The 17,642-nt window shown below is 42.4% G+C and carries 10 protein-coding genes; 9 read left to right on the forward strand and 1 reads right to left on the reverse strand.

All coding sequences use genetic code 11. From position 1 onward, the window contains the following. The 4 genes from HDC92_RS19590 to HDC92_RS19605 form a co-directional block, all read left to right on the forward strand. Nucleotides 1-2,674, forward strand: a 2,674-nt coding sequence (locus HDC92_RS19590) for a beta strand repeat-containing protein (protein ID WP_183876761.1), incomplete at its 5' end; no start/stop codon positions are given. Between the two features lie 61 nt (nucleotides 2,675-2,735). After that, a complete protein-coding gene (locus tag HDC92_RS19595; RefSeq protein ID WP_183876762.1) occupies nucleotides 2,736-4,031 on the forward strand; it encodes a gliding motility-associated C-terminal domain-containing protein in 1,296 nt (431 codons plus the stop codon). A 19-nt stretch (nucleotides 4,032-4,050) separates the two neighbouring features. Further along, the gene (locus HDC92_RS19600) at nucleotides 4,051-5,019 is read left to right on the forward strand and encodes a type IX secretion system membrane protein PorP/SprF (protein ID WP_183876763.1); all 969 of its coding nucleotides are present in this window, start codon (nucleotides 4,051-4,053) and stop codon (nucleotides 5,017-5,019) included. A 48-nt stretch (nucleotides 5,020-5,067) separates the two neighbouring features. Next, nucleotides 5,068-7,029 (forward strand): OmpA family protein, encoded by a 1,962-nt coding sequence (locus tag HDC92_RS19605; RefSeq protein ID WP_183876764.1) that lies wholly within the window; start codon nucleotides 5,068-5,070, stop codon nucleotides 7,027-7,029. 61 nt (nucleotides 7,030-7,090) lie between these two features. On the opposite strand, the gene HDC92_RS19610 is transcribed toward HDC92_RS19605, so the two are convergent. Continuing rightward, nucleotides 7,091-7,840, reverse strand: coding sequence for a DeoR/GlpR family DNA-binding transcription regulator (locus tag HDC92_RS19610; protein WP_015809210.1), 750 nt, complete (start codon nucleotides 7,838-7,840; stop codon nucleotides 7,091-7,093). Between the two features lie 344 nt (nucleotides 7,841-8,184). On the opposite strand from HDC92_RS19610, the gene HDC92_RS19615 reads away from it, so the two are divergent. Genes HDC92_RS19615 through HDC92_RS19635 form a run of 5 tightly spaced genes read left to right on the forward strand, consistent with a single transcriptional unit; the run spans nucleotide 8,185 to nucleotide 17,637 of the window. Continuing rightward, nucleotides 8,185-11,241, forward strand: coding sequence for a SusC/RagA family TonB-linked outer membrane protein (locus tag HDC92_RS19615; RefSeq protein ID WP_255484602.1), 3,057 nt, complete (start codon nucleotides 8,185-8,187; stop codon nucleotides 11,239-11,241). Between the two features lie 24 nt (nucleotides 11,242-11,265). After that, the gene (locus HDC92_RS19620) at nucleotides 11,266-13,068 is read left to right on the forward strand and encodes a RagB/SusD family nutrient uptake outer membrane protein (protein WP_015809208.1); all 1,803 of its coding nucleotides are present in this window, start codon (nucleotides 11,266-11,268) and stop codon (nucleotides 13,066-13,068) included. Between the two features lie 20 nt (nucleotides 13,069-13,088). After that, nucleotides 13,089-14,297 (forward strand): BT_3987 domain-containing protein, encoded by a 1,209-nt coding sequence (locus tag HDC92_RS19625; protein ID WP_183876765.1) that lies wholly within the window; start codon nucleotides 13,089-13,091, stop codon nucleotides 14,295-14,297. 5 nt (nucleotides 14,298-14,302) lie between these two features. After that, nucleotides 14,303-15,376 carry a family 43 glycosylhydrolase gene (locus HDC92_RS19630; protein WP_183876766.1) on the forward strand — a complete coding sequence of 358 codons (1,074 nt, stop codon included), beginning with the start codon at nucleotides 14,303-14,305 and terminating at the stop codon, nucleotides 15,374-15,376. A gap of 23 nt (nucleotides 15,377-15,399) precedes the next feature. Continuing rightward, complete coding sequence (locus HDC92_RS19635) at nucleotides 15,400-17,637, forward strand: alpha-N-acetylglucosaminidase (protein ID WP_255484603.1); 2,238 nt, start codon at nucleotides 15,400-15,402, stop codon at nucleotides 17,635-17,637. Nucleotides 17,638-17,642: the final 5 nt, after the last annotated feature.

Here is a 17,642-nt window from a genome sequence, read left to right on the forward strand (position 1 = left end):
CGGCACTAATGGAGATACGTTCATTAATACAACTACTGGTGAAACCTATGTTTATAATGGTACTACTTGGGTGTCTAACGGCAATATCCGCGGTCCGCAGGGTGCTCAGGGCATTCAAGGTGTTCAGGGTGTAGCTGGTACTGCAGGAACTAATGGTACCAATGGTACCAACGGTGTTGATGGTAAATCGGTAACCAGTGGTACAACTTTGCCAGCTACCGGCACTAATGGAGATACGTTCATTAATACAACTACTGGTGAAACCTATGTTTATAATGGTACTACTTGGGTGTCTAACGGCAATATCCGCGGTCCACAAGGAGCAGCAGGTACCAACGGAACCAATGGCACGAACGGTACCAACGGTACTTCCGTAACTAGCGGTACAACTTTGCCAGCTACTGGCACTAATGGAGATACGTTCATTAATACAACTACAGGTGAGACTTATATTTATAATGGTACTACTTGGGTATCTAACGGCAATATTCGCGGTCCACAAGGAACAGCAGGTACCAACGGTACGAATGGTACTTCTGTAACCAGCGGTGCTGGTGCTCCAACAGGTACGGGTGGCAATGGCGATACCTATATCGATACAACCACAGGTGATGTATATACTTATAATGGAACCAGTTGGATGGTTGCAGGTAATATCCGTGGCCCTCAGGGTACTCAAGGTGTTCAGGGTGTAGCTGGTCCTGCAGGAACTAATGGTACCAACGGTACCAATGGGGTTGATGGTAAATCGGTAACCAGCGGTACAACTTTGCCAGCTACCGGCACTAATGGAGATACGTTCATTAATACGACTACAGGTGAGACTTATGTTTATAATGGTACCACTTGGGTATCTAACGGCAATATCCGTGGTCCACAAGGAGCAGCAGGAACTAATGGTACCAATGGGGCTGATGGTAAATCGGTAACCAGCGGTACAACTTTGCCAGCTACGGGTACTAATGGAGATACGTTCATTAATACAACTACAGGTGAGACTTATGTTTATAATGGCACTACTTGGGTGTCTAGCGGCAATATCCGCGGTCCGCAAGGAGCAGCAGGCACGAATGGTACCAACGGTGTTGATGGAAAATCGGTAAGCAGCGGTACAACTTTGCCAGCTACTGGCACTAATGGAGATACGTTCATTAATACAACTACAGGTGAGATTTATGTTTATAATGGTACTACTTGGGTATCTAACGGCAATATCCGTGGTCCGCAAGGAGCAGCAGGTACCAACGGTATCAATGGAACAAATGGTAAATCGATGCTAAGTGGAACGACAGTTCCTGGAGCTGGGACAGGTGTTGATGGCGATACGTATGTAGATACGACAACCGGTTTAACCTATACCAAAACAGGTGGTACCTGGGCTTTAGACGGTGGAACATTAAAAGGTCCAGCAGGAGCTACTGGTCCTCAGGGTCCTGCTGGAACTACAGCAACCGTAACTGCGGATAATGGTTTAACTAAAACTGCAGATAATATCCAGTTAGGTGGAGGCTTAATTAAAGCAACTGATATAGTAACAGATGCTACTAATACTTTAGCTGTTAAAGGCCTACAAACTGGTTCAAATAGCGATAATCTTGTTGTTACAGATCCAGTTACAGGTGTATTAAGATCAATTTCTCCATCATCTTTTGTCAATATATACAATGCAAATGGTTCGCTAACAAATAGCAGAGTAGTAAATTTAGCGGGAAATAGCCTTAGGTTTACTGCACCAGAAAGAGATATTTTTTTTGACAATAATGGTCGTATTGGCATTGTAGCAAAAGATACTAATGAAGCAGATATGTATTTGAGTTCAGGCTCAGGACCTACTTATAATCGTTTTGATATCCAGTCTTTTCCAATTGGTCAGATTAATTTAACAGCTGCCGGGGCGGGAGTTCAGCAACTGTTGATAACTACCCACTTGACAACAGATCCAGCACCGATAGTATTTTCAACAAGTGCAGGTGGCAATACTTCGGGAGCCGAAAGAATGCGTATTACAGGTGAGGGTTTAGTGGGTATAGCTACCGCCTTCGATGCTCCTTCAGAACAATTTGATGTTGGATCTGGAAATGTTCGAATTAGAGATATTAACGGCCTGGCAGGAAATACCGCAACAGACAAGGTAGTGGTAGCTGATGCAGACGGCGTTTTAAAAACAGTTAGCCCAAGCTATAGCCAAGTATTAGTGGGAGGAGACGGCATAGATGCCATTACAACAACTCCAGTTACAATTTCCACCAATGGTGCTGGTACTACATCAACGGTTATGGCAACAAAAACATTCACCATCACCAGAAAATCTGCTGTCACCTTTTCTTATAACCTTGGTGTTGGTTCTATTTCTAGTAGCAATGGAAATCCAATAACTGATGGATTGCCTAAAAATATTCGTGCTCAATTAGTATGGCAAGCACTTCCAAGTGGAACCCCTTTTACAGTGGGCGGCCTAATTCAATCAAACTCATTCCCCTTTACGGCCACTGCTTCAGGCGGAGCAAATGGGTATTATACTAATGGCAGCTCTAGAACAATAGTTTTAAATCCAGGTACTTATGGGGTTAATTTGGTGGCACAGCTTTTTGCTAATGATGCAAATGGTGTTAGTGCTACTTTCGGAGGATATGTAGCTGATCAATTCGATATTGTTGCTATTCCTGTTGAGTAACTAAGTTTGTAGAAAAATAATAAATAGTGCTTATATCACTGAAAACGAACGGAGCTAGAAAATGAAAAACTATAGATACCAAATTATCCTTTTTTTTAGCCTGCTATTTGGCATACAATTTCAGGTAGCTGCTCAAAACGGATCTGGAAGTATGACTGTTGATAATTCAATTGTTACAGTTTCTGCCGGAACAGCGGAACAGCGTTTTAGTGAGGGTACTTATTTTGGTCCTAACGCAGTTTGGCAAATTGATGGTACATTAGAAATTTACAGTAAGTATATCTGGATTGCACCGGGGGCTACTTTTAAGGGCTCCGGTAAAATTGTGATTTACAATCCAGGCGACAATCCATTTTATACTTCAATGGCGTCGGGCCCAAGTCATATTGATGGAAACAATGCTGACTTTATTAATCTTTTGCTTGAACATCGTAATCCTGATAATATCATGCTGAATGATGTTAGTGACCCAGGTTTTGGAACTGCTAATCCGGGTGGGCCTCTTTCGGCTGCCTTAAATATCGGGGCAACTTTGGATCTTACGGTAAATGGTGCCGATGTAATTTTAAATGGTCAGAATTTAGCTTTCAACAATAGCGGGAAGATTACCGGTTACAGTAAGGATCGTATGGTGGTAACCGGCAATAGTATTGTTGGCCACATGATTAAAGAATATGATGGTAAAGATCCTTTTGTTTTTCCAGTAGGTATTTCCGAAGGCGATTATACACCAGCAACATTGACCCCTCAAAAAGCAAGTAAGCTATATGTAAGTGTGCAGGATTATGCGCATGCAGGTAAAGCAATTAAAAATCTGTCAACAGGTATGGATCGCGTATGGCACATTTACGGTTTACCTGCAACAACAGTAGCTATGACCTTGCAACACAATAGTATTACCAATGGCAATCTTTTTAAGGACCAAAATGCAGCGATTTCCCGCTATGTTACCGGAGAGAAATGGGAACTTTTAAAGGGTTTAAATCCCTCTCAGGGGCTGCATACCCGAAATGATATAGAGATTTCTACTGATGTTGCAGCTAATGGAAGTTTCTTTACCAAGCTGTCTGCTTCAGGCGGATCATTATTTGTTCCAAACCTTTTCACACCTAATGGCGATGGGAACAACGATACTTTTGAAATACGGGGGTTAGAACTGTTTACCCAGAACGATCTGATTATTGTAAATCGTTGGGGCAACCAGGTTTATAAATCTGATAATTATCGAAATGATTGGATCGGAGAAGGATTGAACGAGGGTACCTACTATTACGTCCTTCGTGTGAAAGAAGGTACCGGAAGTGACTGGCAGACATTTAAAGGGTATATCACCTTAATCAGGGCGTTTAAAAATTAGTTTCAAGCGGGTGAAAAACATGAAAAGAATACTACAGATAATTACCGGGCTACTTTTATTCTCCAATTTGGTTAAAGGGCAGCAGGACGCGCAGTTCAGCCAGTATATGTTCAATGGAATTTATATTAACCCAGCTTATGCCGGATACAGAGAGCAATTAAATGTTCATGCATTTTATCGAAATCAATGGACGGGTATTACAGGTGCTCCTAAAACCATGTCGTTAGCGGTTGATGCTATTGCTAATGATGGAAATGTCGGACTAGCACTACAGATTTCAAGCGACCATTTAGGTGCTCAGCGCAATGAATCTGTGTTTGGCAATTACGCCTATAGAATACGCATGAATGATGATGGCTCTGCAAGATTAGCGTTCGGTCTTGGTTTCGGCGCTATTCAACTGGGGATTGATGGAGCCAGGTTAAATCCCAACGATCCTGAAGTGTATCAGCCAGTAGGGGTTCAAAGTACAATTCTGCCCGACGCAAGAGCAGGTGTTTATTTTTCGAATGATCGTTTTTATGCGGGTCTTTCAGCAGATAATCTGATCTCTCAATATATTGATATTGATCGTTATGCATTTATCCCACAGCCAAAGCCACATTATTATTTAACTGCGGGTGTACTGTTGCCCTTAAACGAGGGTGTACTGTTAAAACCATCCTTTCTGCTTAAGGATGACAGGGGAGGCCCAACCAGTTTGGATTTAAATGCATTTGTGATTTTAGAAAGTAAGTTTTGGCTCGGAGGTTCCTATCGTACCGGCGTGAAGTTGTACAATAAAGATTACCTGCAAAAGAGCTTGAGTCAGCTGAATTCAGTAGTCGCAGCGGTACAATTTTTACCAACGGAAAACTTTAGAATAGGTTATGCATATGATTTTTCTATTGGTCCACTTCAAGGTTATAGTGCAGGTACTCATGAAATCTCTATAAGCTATTTCTTCAATAAAAGATATACAAGAATGCGTACGCCGAGATATTTTTAGTTTCTGCTTAGCGCTAAATGTAATTTAAATCCCTGAGGAGGAAAAAATATGAAAAAAAATATTTACAGATTAATTCTTGTTATTACCGTATTGTTCGCTTATCAAACTACGGTACTAGCTCAATATGCAAGGCTTGAGGCTGATAAACAGTATGAGCTTTTTAATTTCAATAAAGCGATTGATTTGTATGAGCTGGCTTATAAAAAGAAACCGACCTTACACGCAGCCGAACGTCTGGCTCAGGCTTATAGCTATCAGAACAATTACAGACAAGCTGAAAGCTGGTATGTAATCGCTGCGGGAATGTCGAACACCAATCCGGAAAATGTTCTCCATTACGCCAAAGCGTTACAACAAAATTCGAAATATGCTGAAGCAAAAGTGCAATATCAGAAGTATGCTGAATTAAACAAGGATGTTGATCCAAAAGAACAAAATCTTTGGCTGTTGAGCTGCGATTCGGCTGGGTTTTGGATGAAAAACCCTACAGCAATGGCCATCACCAATGAAAAGGCACTCAATACGTCTCAGTCAGACTGGGGGGCTACAGTGTATGGCAATAGTATTGTTTTTTCTTCAGATCGTGGAAATACATCAGCTGATAACTTATCGGGGAATAGACCGTTCTTAAAGTTCGATGGAGCTAAAAGGCCCGACCGAACTGTTTATGGGTGGACAGGAAATCATTATTTAAAGCTGTATAGAAAAGATGAAAATCAGGACGACATTTTTAGTTTCAATTTAAATGCAAATACAGATTATCATGTTGGACCGGCAAGTTTCAATAAAGATGGGAATGAGGTTTTTTTTACCGTAAGTAAGGTGCCTAAAAAGCCGGTTTATGTTAAAGGGAAATTGGCTACCGTTAATTTAGAGATTTATTCGAGTACAAAAAATGCAGATGGAAAATGGACAAATCCTCTTCCTTTTAAATATAATAAGGTAGATGATTACTCGGTTGGGGATCCATTTATTACTTCAGATGGAAATCGTCTTTATTTCGTATCCAACATGCCAAACGGACTTGGGGGAACAGATATTTACATGTGTCAGCGCACTGATGCCGGGGACTGGGGATTGCCTGTAAATTTAAGGGAAATTAACACCAAAGGCAATGAACGCACGCCCATATTGGATAATGAGAATAACCTATATTTTAGCACTGATGGTCGGATAGGAATGGGAGGACTGGATGTATTTAAGGCTAAGTTATTAACTGGAAGAATTGCCGGGCCGAAAAACCTGGGTTATCCAACAAATTCTCCACAAGATGATTTTTCGTATTTAAAAACTTCGCCCTTAACTGGATATTTTACCTCAAATAGAACAGGTGGGGTTGGCAGCGATGATATTTATAGTTTTACGGAGCATCAAAACTTTGCCCTCAAATTGATCGGTAGCGTGTTTGACAGGGCGAATAACCAGCCATTAGTAAATGCTATAGTTACCCTTTATAAAATCAATGGTCAAACGCTGAAAGTACAAACTGATCAAACCGGTAATTTTAGTTTTAATCTGGATAAGGAATCTAATTACAATTTGATTGGAGAAAAAAGCAATTATAGGGCTGATGTTGCATCACTTACAACAATAAATTTAACGGCTTCTGCTGAGATTAAGAAAGATCTTTATTTAGAGAAAATTGAATTGGAAAAAGCAATTAAGATAGAGAATATTTACTATGATTTTGATAAATCGAATATTCGGCCAGATGCAGCGGTTGAACTGGATAAACTTGTAAAGATTATGAAAGACAATCCAACAATCTGGATTGAACTTGGATCGCATACTGACAGTAGGGGGAATGATCAATATAATCATTGGCTGTCTCAGCGGAGGGCAAACTCAGCAGTTCAATACATCATTGATCGTGGAATTGAGAAAAACAGAATCACTGCAAAAGGCTATGGCGAAAGCGAGCTGTTGAATAACTGCTCTAATGGAGTGAAATGTTCGGAGTCTGCTCATCAGTTGAATAGAAGGACAGCGTTTAAAATAGTTAAACAATAGAAAAACAATAGGATGGCATTTTAGACAGGTTTCATCACAATGCTATGTTTTAACTGGAAGGTTAAAGTAAGTTCAAGTAATCATTTTTGTAATTTTTTAACAACGGACTTTCGGCGGGTAATTCAGTAATGAGATAATTAATATGATTCGGATCGCAGATCCTAATTCGCTGTGCAGTATTCAATTTTTCCGAAATGCTTAGTACAGCGGTTCTTTTTGAAGCTCTGATAATCGCTTTTTTCACCTGTACAATATCCCAATCCATATCTGTAAGTCCTTCTTCCGCCGAAAATGCATTTGCGCCTAATAAACACAGGTCTACCTTAATATCTACCAGCTGGTTAATTACACTTGCTCCGATATGCAGGTTTGCGTTTTTGTTGAGTTTGCCGCCAATAGTAATCACCTCCAGGTTGTGATGGTCGGATAAAGTGATGGCTACTTGTGGACTTATCGTAAAAAAAGTTACCTTCAAACTTTCAGGAATCATTTTAGCAAATTCAAGTATCGTGGTGCCGCCCTCGGTAAGAATGACCATATCATTCTTTATAATTTTTAATGTTTTTTCTGCAATTGCCCTTTTTTCATTTATTGCATACACTTCATTTAACGTATTGAAGGGAGCTACAAAGGATTTACTTGCGGCACCTCCATGAACTTTCAATAATTTTCCACCCTCTGCAAGTTCTTTCAGGTCCCGTCTAACCGTATCATCTGAGATATTCAATAATGCGCTCAGATCTGTTGACAAAACCTTATTGTGAAGGTTAATCTCTCGCATGATTAGTTTGTGCCTTTCGTCTTTACGCATCTTTATGTAAGGGTTTTAGATTTAAGGTAAAGTTAATATATTTTTTGATTATCCATTTTCCACTGCAACACCTTTCATTTTTTTTGCGTTTTTGCGGTTTTAACGTGTTGTGATGAGGCTAAGGCGGAATAATGGTTTCATATATGGTATATGATGCTATACTACAGGTTTTAAAGATTAATATTTTTTTTAAAAAAATGTTGTATGCTAACTTTTTGCGGTTATATTTGTGATGTAAACGCATAAAATTAGCAAAAAAAAGCAATTCGATATAGAATAGACTCAATTGTATCGCTTTTCAATGCCGATTTGCGTTTTTGATGGAAACCAACTAACCAAGCTATATGTATAGAATTTTACAAATTATGTTTTTGCTATTGATGATTACTGAGGCAAAAGCAGAAGACTTCTTTTACCAGGAAGCACGCGCTAAGCTAATAACAGGTAAAGTAATCGACGAGAATAAACTGCCACTAATTGGTGTATCCGTTAAAATTAAAGGCGGAACTGGTGGAGCCATCACAAATGCAGAAGGGGATTTTACCCTGAGCGTTAAAAGTGAAAAGGATTCCATACAGTTCTCTTATATCGGCTACAAAACCCAGACGATCAGTGCTGGCGTTACCGGATTTGTCACCATCCAAATGATTCCAAGGTCTAAAGAAAACCTGGACGAAGTTGCCATTGTTGGTTACGGAACGCAGAAAAAGGTTTCTGTAACAGGCGCGATCAGTACCATTTCCGTATCTGAAATGCAGAAAGTATCCACTCCCTCCTTATCTAATGCGATAGCAGGTAAGCTCCCGGGTATTATTACCAGGCAGGCTACCGGAGAGCCTGGATATGATGCGGCTGCCATCTACATCCGCGGCCTTTCTACGTTTGGTCAAAATGCGCCATTGGTGTTGATAGACGGTGTAGAACGTGATATGAACCAGATCAATGCGCAAGAGATTGAAAGCTTCACTATCCTCAAAGATGCCTCTGCAACTGCAGTTTACGGCGTAAGGGGAGCTAACGGCGTAATTTTGTTGACTACCAAACGTGGTTCAGTGGGTAAGCCGGCTGTCACCTTCAGGTCAGAGGCGGCAGCACTTCATGCCATGCGTTTACCGGAATACATCGATGCCGGGCAATATGCTTCGTTAATGAATGAGGCGCGCATCAACTCCGGAAATTCACCAACCTGGAGTGATGAGGAAATACGGAAATTCAAAGATGGATCAGATCCTTACCTGTATCCGAATTCCAACTGGACCGATGCCGTATTAAAAAAAGATACCTGGCAAACCATTCAAAACCTCAGCGTAACAGGAGGTAGTGATGTCATTAAATACTATACCAACGTAGGTTTTACCTTGCAGGACGGAATCTATAAACAAGACAATAACAATCCCTACAATACCAACGCCAACATAAAACGGTATAATTTTCGTAGTAACGTGGACATCAACCTCTCAAAAAGTTTGTACATGCAATTGGGAATTGGTGGTATCATCCACAAAGGTAATTATCCGGGATGGTCTGCGCCAGATATTTTCAATGCACTAAAAGTCATTTCGCCCATCGCTTATCCGGTAACCAACCCAGACGGCACGCCTGGCGGCGCAGCAACTTATTTAGGATGGAATCCTTGGGCCAGGGCAACCCAGTCAGGCTATACAACTCAGGACCGCCTCAACCTGCAAGGTACTTTCGCCATGAAATGGGACTTGTCCTCTTTTACAACGAAAGGACTTTCACTCAGGGCATTGTTTGCCTATGATCGTTACACGCAAACGGATAATCCCAGAAGAAAAGCTTTTCTTGTGAAACGTTATCTCGGTAAAGATCCGATAAGCGGTAAAGACCTTTACAGCACGCCATTTCAGGAAGAACAACCGCTTGGTTATGGTGTGGGGGGATACAGCAACCGCGCCATATATACCGAAGCGCAGATCAATTACGAGCGATCGTTCGGTAAACATAGCGTAACTTCCATGCTCCTGCTAAATGAGCGTGATTACGTCGATCTGTCTGCCGGTACTTCTGTTGCAAACCTGCCCTATCGCAGAAGAGGCCTTTCCGGTAGAACCACCTATAATTATGACAATCGTTATTTGGTAGAATTCAATTTTGGTTATAACGGTTCAGAAAACTTCCCTGACGGTAAGAAATATGGATTTTTTCCTGCTGCTTCTGCAGGCTGGGTAGTCTCCAACGAAAAGTTCTGGAAAGTGAATTTTGTAAGTAACCTGAAAATAAGAGCTTCAAGAGGTTTAGTAGGAAATGACAATATTTCCCAACGTTTCTTATTCCTGAGCACAATCCGGACCAACGGACAGTCTTATCTTTTCGGAGCCGATCAGCAATTGTTTAACGGAATGGAAGAAGAGGCGATCGGAAATCCGAATGTAACCTGGGAAAGGGCCACCAAAAACAACATTGGTATAGATCTGGGTTTATTTAAAGACAGAATTACCCTGCAAGTTGATGCTTTTAATGAAGATAGAAAAGACATCTTACTTAGAAGAGGTACAGTACCTGATTTTGCAGGTTTCTTCCCCTGGTCTATTCCTTATGGCAACCTCGGCCGGATCAAAAATAAGGGTATTGATGGTTTATTGGAAATCAAAAATACAACCAGCAAAGGCCTTTTTTATTCTCTCAGAACAAACTTTACCTGGGCCAGAAATACCATCGTCGAAAACGATGAACCCAGCCGGAAATATGCTTACTTATCTGGCAAAGGCCTCCCGTTACTACAGCCCCTGGGTTTTGTAGCAGAAGGCTTCTTCTCCAGTCTGGACGAAATTGAAACCAGCCCAAGGCAAACATTTTCCAGGCCAAGGGTAGGAGATGTTAAATATAAAGACATTGATGGTGATGGACTAATTGATGCAAACGATCGGATCCCAATCGGCTATGCGCGGTTGCCGCAAATGACCTTTGGCTTTGGTGGTACTGTGGCTTACAAAGGCTTCGATGCCAGTGTATATTTTACAGGCGCAGCACAAACAAGTCTGATGTTGAGCGGAACTTCCATGTGGCCATTCTTTGATGGCGCAGGGGTAAACAATGTGCTGACCGAGTATTACGACAATCGTTGGACTCCAGAAAACAGGAACAACGCACTATATCCTGCAATTGATGAGGGTAACAACCCAAACAATTTTGTCAATTCAACCTTGTACATGCGCAATGGCGATTACCTGAGGTTACGTAATGCGGAGATCGGTTACTCCTTACCAAAACGCTTCAACAATAAAATTGGCGTATCAAATATGAGGTTATTCATAAACGCGGTCAATTTATATACCTGGGACCACATTAAGATCATCGATCCGGAATCAAACGATGGTACTGGTGGCTATCCTTTGCAGCGATCTTTCAACGCCGGACTACAAATTGACTTCAAATAATTTATCACCATTAAAGCAATTAGCATGAACTACAAATATATATTCAGCACGCTATTGATGCTGTCAATTTTAACGGTAACCTCCTGCCGCAAAGATTTTCTGGAAAAAACACCGGAAGAAGACATTACCATTGAGGAAGCCTTTCAAAAACGAAACTATGCAGAATCATTTTTGACAGATATCTATGCTGGCTTGCCCAACGAAATTTATTTCACTGACATGGCAGACATCAACCCTTTTGTCGTAGCCTCGGATGAGCTCAATATCCCCTGGCCGGAAAAGTTTGGAAAATTAATGAACAAAGGATCCTGGAACAGCTTTAATGTGGCCGGGCAGATCTGGAAAAATATGTACGAAGGTATTAGAAAGGCAAATGTATTTCTGAAATACATTGAACTAACGCCGGTGGATGCTGATTTTACACAGCAACAAAAAAACATCTGGATAGCTGAGGCCATATACCTTCGGGCATTTTATCATTTCCAGTTAATGCGGATCTATGGGGCAGTTCCCATTTTGGATAAGGCGTTGAGTGTAGATGAAGACTTCAATTCAATCCGACGCAAACCCTTGCAAGAATGCATAGAGTTTGTGGTAAGTCAATGTGATGCTGCAGCTGCAGTGTTGCCCATGACCCGATCAGATTTACGTGAACTTGGTCGCCCAACTGGTGCCGCTGCCCTGGCAATGAAGTCCAGAGTATTGCTTTATAACGCCAGTCCGCTTTGGAACGGAAACCCGGACTATGCCAACTTTAAAGACAATGCCGGCACACAACTTTTTCCCCTGCAGTATGAGGATGCCAAATGGGAGCGGGCAGCAGTTGCAGCAAAAGAATGCATAGACAAATGTGAAGAAGCCGGTTATAAGCTCTTTCGCGCTTATCCAACTGATCCGGTAAAGAATTATCAGCAGCTATTTATCGAAAATAACAACTCCGAAGTACTGTTTGCACGCAATTCAGGTAGAGATGGCTGGATGGAAAAATGCTCCTTTCCCGGAAGCTTAGGGGGATGGAATGGATGGAACCCAACCCAGGGCCAGGTAGATGCTTATGAAATGGCCAACGGCGAAACCCCGATTACCGGTTACAATGCCAACGGTGCACCAATCATCAATAGCACATCAGGCTATGTAGAAACAGGGTTCAGCACAACATCAAGTCCGAACAGATGGGCTGCCGGTGTAAGAAATATGTACATCAACCGCGATCCGAGGTTTTACGCTACCGTTAATTTCAATGGTTCAGTATTTGTCAACAGACAGTTGCAGTTCTGGACATCGGGTGCAGATGGCAAAAATACAGCAGGCCGTGACTACAATACAACCGGTTATCTGTTGAAAAAATTTGCAGACCCATCTGTAATTATATCTCAAGGGAAATTTTCATTGAAAACGTGGATCTATTACCGTCTGGGTGAAATTTATCTCAACTATGCCGAAGCCCTTAACGAATCTAAAGGGCCTGTCGCCGATGTGTACACCTATATGAACGCCATACGAAACCGCGCCGGGATGCCATCACTGCCAGCAGGCCTGTTAAAAGATGACATGCGCGCCAGGATCCGTCATGAACGGAGGATTGAACTGGCCTATGAAACACACCGGTATTTCGATACACACCGTTGGAAAATCGCAGCAACTACAGACAGCAAACCGGTATATGGGATGAACATAACCGCCGGAAGTTCTCTGACAGATGAAAGTTATTACATCAGGACACTGGTCGAAACAAGGGTTTTCCAGGGTCCAAAACATTACCTGTTCCCATTGCCACAGGGTGAAGTGGATAAGGCACCAAATATTATACAAAATCCAGGATGGTAGCTACTCATAAAACCAACAACATGAAAAAAATTAAATTAGCTGCGTCGATAGGCATTTTAATGATGCTGGCAGCATGTAGTAAAGACGTCAAAGTTGATCTGGATCTTCCTCAGGCAGAGCAGTTGAAAAAGGTATATATGCCGCAAGCTGCCAACCCGGTTGAAGTCCGTTCTGTAAGTATTGTCGATAAGGACACCTCCTTTGTATATAGTGCATTTCTTGGGGGCCCCAAACCAGCAACCGGTAACATTACAGTAGGTTTTACTGTCATGCCGGAAAAAGTTACGGCTTACAATCAGCAAAACAGTACCAATTATCAGCTTATGCCTCAGGGTAGTTATGTGCTCGAGGCCCTTACTTCCGTTATTCCGGCTGGTGGGCAGTCAACAGGCAGGTTAAACCTGTCGATCAAAACAAAAGGCTTTTTAAATCCTTTTGAAACTTATCTCTTGCCTGTTACCGTGACTAAGCAAACCGGAGAAGGAACGCTGAACGAAAGTCTGGCCACCACTTATTACCTGATTGCGGGTTCTTATGCACCGGGCGAGGTGCCGCGTGAAAAAACGCTTGCCTTGGGTACTGCAGGCGTTGGAAACATCATGCTTGATTTTGATGGAAAGCTGATCATAAAAAATGCTGATGGCAACTTATTGCTTTATCCGGTAAATGTAAACGGCACCTTTGGTACACCAGCACAAATTGGTGTGGGATGGAACATCTTCAATATGATCTTTTATTTCGGTGGCGACCGGCTGATTGCCAGATGGGCAAGCGGCGGACAGGACATCAGCCAATATGCCATAAGCAAATCGGGAGCTTTCGGCGGCAGTAAATCGATCGGTCAGGGCTGGGGGATATTTACTAAAATCATTCCGTTCAAAGGGCTTTTACTTGGCGTAGACGGCGCTGGCGATATGACCATGTATCCCCTGGATGTTGCCGGCAACTTTGATTTTGGCAGAATTAAAAAAATCGGTACCAAATGGAACGATTACAAACAGGTTTTCGCTTACCAAAATTCCCTGATCGCGATTGAGCCAGGTGGAGATATGTACCAGATCCCTTTATCAGATAGCGGTGTATTTGGCTCCAGAAGAAAAGTGGGTAATGGCTGGGATATGTATGTAAATGTATTCGCATCTGGTGACGACCTGTTAGCGCTGGATAGCAACGGCGACTTATGGCGCTACCGCTTCAACCCAATCGGTTTCTGGCCCTTAAAGAAATAGCAAAGATGAAAACCATACCGTTTTTCCTGGCTTTGATCTGGCTTTTAATGGTAACCTGCGGCAAAAAAAATGTGCCGCAGGAACCGCAACCAACTGGAACTGATCCCAGCGCCAACCCAGTACAATACAGAAACCCTGTATTTGAACCAATACTTGCAGATCCAAGCATCATAAAAGGTACAGATGGCTGGTATTATGGTTATGGAACAGAAGATGATTGGGGCGATGGAAAAGGAAACAGGCTTGTACCGGTTGTACGTTCACTCGATCTGGTGAGATGGTCCCTGGTTGGAAATGCTTTCACGGCAAAACCTGCATGGAAAGCCGAAGGCGGTTTATGGGCAGTAGATGTGGTGCGGGTAAACAACCTGTACCATATGTACTATTCTTTCTCGCTTTGGGCAGACCGCAATCCTGCCATTGGGCTGGCTGTGGCCAATTCACCTGCAGGGCCATTTGTAGACAAAGGAAAACTTTTTTTTAGTGAGGAGATAGGGGTGCCTGTCTCGATTGATCCGCATTACTACGAAGAAAATGGCAAAAAGTATCTGTTTTTCGGTAGTTATAGCTCACAAACCGTTCAGGGAACGTATGCAGTAGAGCTAACTGCAGATGGCTACGCCGTAAAAGACATCAATCAAAAAACAAATATTGCTGCCGGGGATTTTGAAGCCGTAATGATTCACAAAAGAGGCAACTACTATTATTTTTTTGGCTCAAAAGGCAGCTGCTGCGATGGGGCTGCCAGCACTTATAACGTCAGGGTCGCACGATCAGAAAATCTGCTTGGCCCTTACTTGGATCAAGCAGGTAAAAACATTGTGCAGCGTGGAAATGGTACGCTGATCTTGCAGGGCAATTCCAAGTTTGCAGGTCCGGGACACAATGCTAAAATCATTACCGACAAAAACGGGACTGACTGGCTCTTCTACCATGCTATAGATAAAATGAACCCTAAGGTATCCAGCGGTGCAAGCAGAAGAATGCTGATGCTCGATAAGCTCAGTTGGGTAGAGGGATGGCCTGTAATCGCCAATGGGGTTCCGAGCGGCGACATCCAGGCTGGCCCTGAATTATAAAAATACACACACACAAATGAAATATGAGACGACTAAAGTATTATTTACTAGCCTTGATGCTGATAGGGACAGGAATCAGCCTCACTGCGCAAACCACTCAAAATGTATTAAATAAAGAAGCAGCCTATGAACTGATCAAAAGAATCCTTCCTGCCTACGCCCATAAATTTGAAGTGGCCTACGTTACTAAAGAAAACGACAGCGATGTGTTTGAGTTGGAAAGCAAAGCTGGTAAAATCGTCCTTCGTGGAAACAATGGCGTTGCTGTTGCCAGTGCGCTCAACTATTGGCTCAAGAATTATGCGCATTGCGAAATCACCTGGAATGGCACCAACCTCAATATTCCAAAACCTTTTCCAATGGTCAGCAAAAAAATAAGAAAGGTGACGCCCTATGAATACCGTCATTATTTTAACTATTGCACATTTAACTATACAGCGACCTGGTGGGACTGGGAACGTTGGCAATGGGAAATTGATTTCATGGCTTTAAATGGTGTGAATATGCCATTAGCGCTGACCGGTCAAAATTCAATTTGGGATAAAGTATATCGTAGCATGGGCTTCAACGATAAAGATATGGATGCTTTTTTTAGCGGACCCGCCTATACCAACTGGTTTTGGATGGGCAATCTGGATGCCTGGGGAGGCCCGATGTCTAAAAACTTTATGGATAAGCAGGAAGCTCTCCAGAAGAAGATTCTGGCCAGGGAGCGTGCGCTGGGAATGACACCCATACTGCCTTCTTTTACCGGGCATGTGCCTCCTTCTTTTAAAGATAAATTTCCGGATATAAAAGTGAACACCCAGCAATGGGGCATTAACGTGGCGCCAGCTTATGTACTCAACCCAGAAACACCGATGTTTAAAGAAATCGGCAGAAAATTCCTCACAGCGTTAATCAACACTTTCGGAACGGATCATTTGTATTCCGCAGATACCTTTAATGAAATGACCCCGGTAAGTAACGATTCTACTTACCTCAACGGAATGGCCAAAAAGATTTATGAATCTATGGCCGCTGTAGACACCCAGGCGGTATGGATCATGCAAGGCTGGATGTTTTTAGATCGACCCAACTTCTGGCAGCCTACTCAAATGAAAGCCTTGTTTAGTGCCGTACCACAGGATAAATTGATTGTACTGGATTTGAATAGTGAATTAAATCCGGTATGGAGCAGAACAGATGCTTTTTACGGCGAAAAGTGGATCTGGTGCATGCTGCACAATTTCGGCGGGCGCCTCAGCATGTTCGGCGATATGTCCAGAATCGGGAATGATCCGGCAGCTGCATTAAAAAACGACCAAAGAGGTAAAATGTCCGGGATTGGGTTGACCATGGAGGGCATTGAACAAAACCCAGCTATCTATTCGTTAATGCTGGAGCACGTATGGAACGATAAACCAATTGATTTAGACAATTGGTTAAAGGGTTATGCGCAACGCCGTTATGGGAAGAAGAACAGCAATGCTGAGAAAGCCTGGGAAGTATTAAAAAATACGGTTTACAGTCACCAGCCGTGGTGGGGTACCAATACCATCATTACGGGCAGACCAACCTTCGACGCAGCAACAGTCTGGACCTATACAGCTATTCCATATTCCAGTAAGGAACTGATGAAGGCCTGGTCGTATCTGCTGACTGCATCAGACGAATTAAAATCAAGCGATGGATTTCAGTATGACCTGGTAGATGTTACACGACAGGTCCTTGCCAATTATGCCAACGTACTGCAACAGGATTTTGCCAGCTCGTATAAACAAAAGGATATGGCCGCCTTCAACAAAAAGAGCGCTCAATTCTTGGAATTGATCGACGATATCGATCAGTTGCTGGGTACCAGATCAGACTTTCTGTTGGGTAAATGGATCAACAACGCCAAAGCGTTGGGCGATAATCCGGCAGAGAAAAAATTATTCGAACGCAATGCCCGCGACCTGATCACTTTGTGGTTAGACAAAGATTGTAATATTCATGAATACGCCTGTAAAGAATGGGCCGGTATGATGAAAGGCTTTTATAAACCACGCTGGCAGCAATTTTTTGACGAAGTACGGCTGCAGGCCAGTGCTGGAAAAGAAATTGATCAGATTAAGTTTGAAAATACCATAAAAGACTGGGAATGGAAATGGGTAAATGCAAATGAAGCTTATACCGATAAACCTACAGGAAACCCGGTTACAGTGGCTAAAGCGTTATACGCCAAGTATAATCAAAAAATGAACAATGCATTTCCAACTGCCTACACTAACACTAAATAATTACA

Source organism: Pedobacter sp. AK017 (genome assembly GCF_014200825.1).
Taxonomy (GTDB): Bacteria; Bacteroidota; Bacteroidia; order Sphingobacteriales; family Sphingobacteriaceae; genus Pedobacter; species Pedobacter heparinus.

What these genes read in the sequence shown, in the direction of transcription:
- HDC92_RS19595 (WP_183876762.1), top strand. Translation starts at nt 2,736, where the DNA reads ATGAAAAACTATAGATACCAAATTATCCTTTTTTTTAGCCTGCTATTT.
- HDC92_RS19600 (WP_183876763.1), top strand. Translation starts at nt 4,051, where the DNA reads ATGAAAAGAATACTACAGATAATTACCGGGCTACTTTTATTCTCCAAT.
- HDC92_RS19605 (WP_183876764.1), top strand. Translation starts at nt 5,068, where the DNA reads ATGAAAAAAAATATTTACAGATTAATTCTTGTTATTACCGTATTGTTC.
- HDC92_RS19610 (WP_015809210.1), bottom strand. Translation starts at nt 7,840, where the DNA reads ATGCGTAAAGACGAAAGGCACAAACTAATCATGCGAGAGATTAACCTT.
- HDC92_RS19615 (WP_255484602.1), top strand. Translation starts at nt 8,185, where the DNA reads ATGTATAGAATTTTACAAATTATGTTTTTGCTATTGATGATTACTGAG.
- HDC92_RS19620 (WP_015809208.1), top strand. Translation starts at nt 11,266, where the DNA reads ATGAACTACAAATATATATTCAGCACGCTATTGATGCTGTCAATTTTA.
- HDC92_RS19625 (WP_183876765.1), top strand. Translation starts at nt 13,089, where the DNA reads ATGAAAAAAATTAAATTAGCTGCGTCGATAGGCATTTTAATGATGCTG.
- HDC92_RS19630 (WP_183876766.1), top strand. Translation starts at nt 14,303, where the DNA reads ATGAAAACCATACCGTTTTTCCTGGCTTTGATCTGGCTTTTAATGGTA.
- HDC92_RS19635 (WP_255484603.1), top strand. Translation starts at nt 15,400, where the DNA reads ATGAGACGACTAAAGTATTATTTACTAGCCTTGATGCTGATAGGGACA.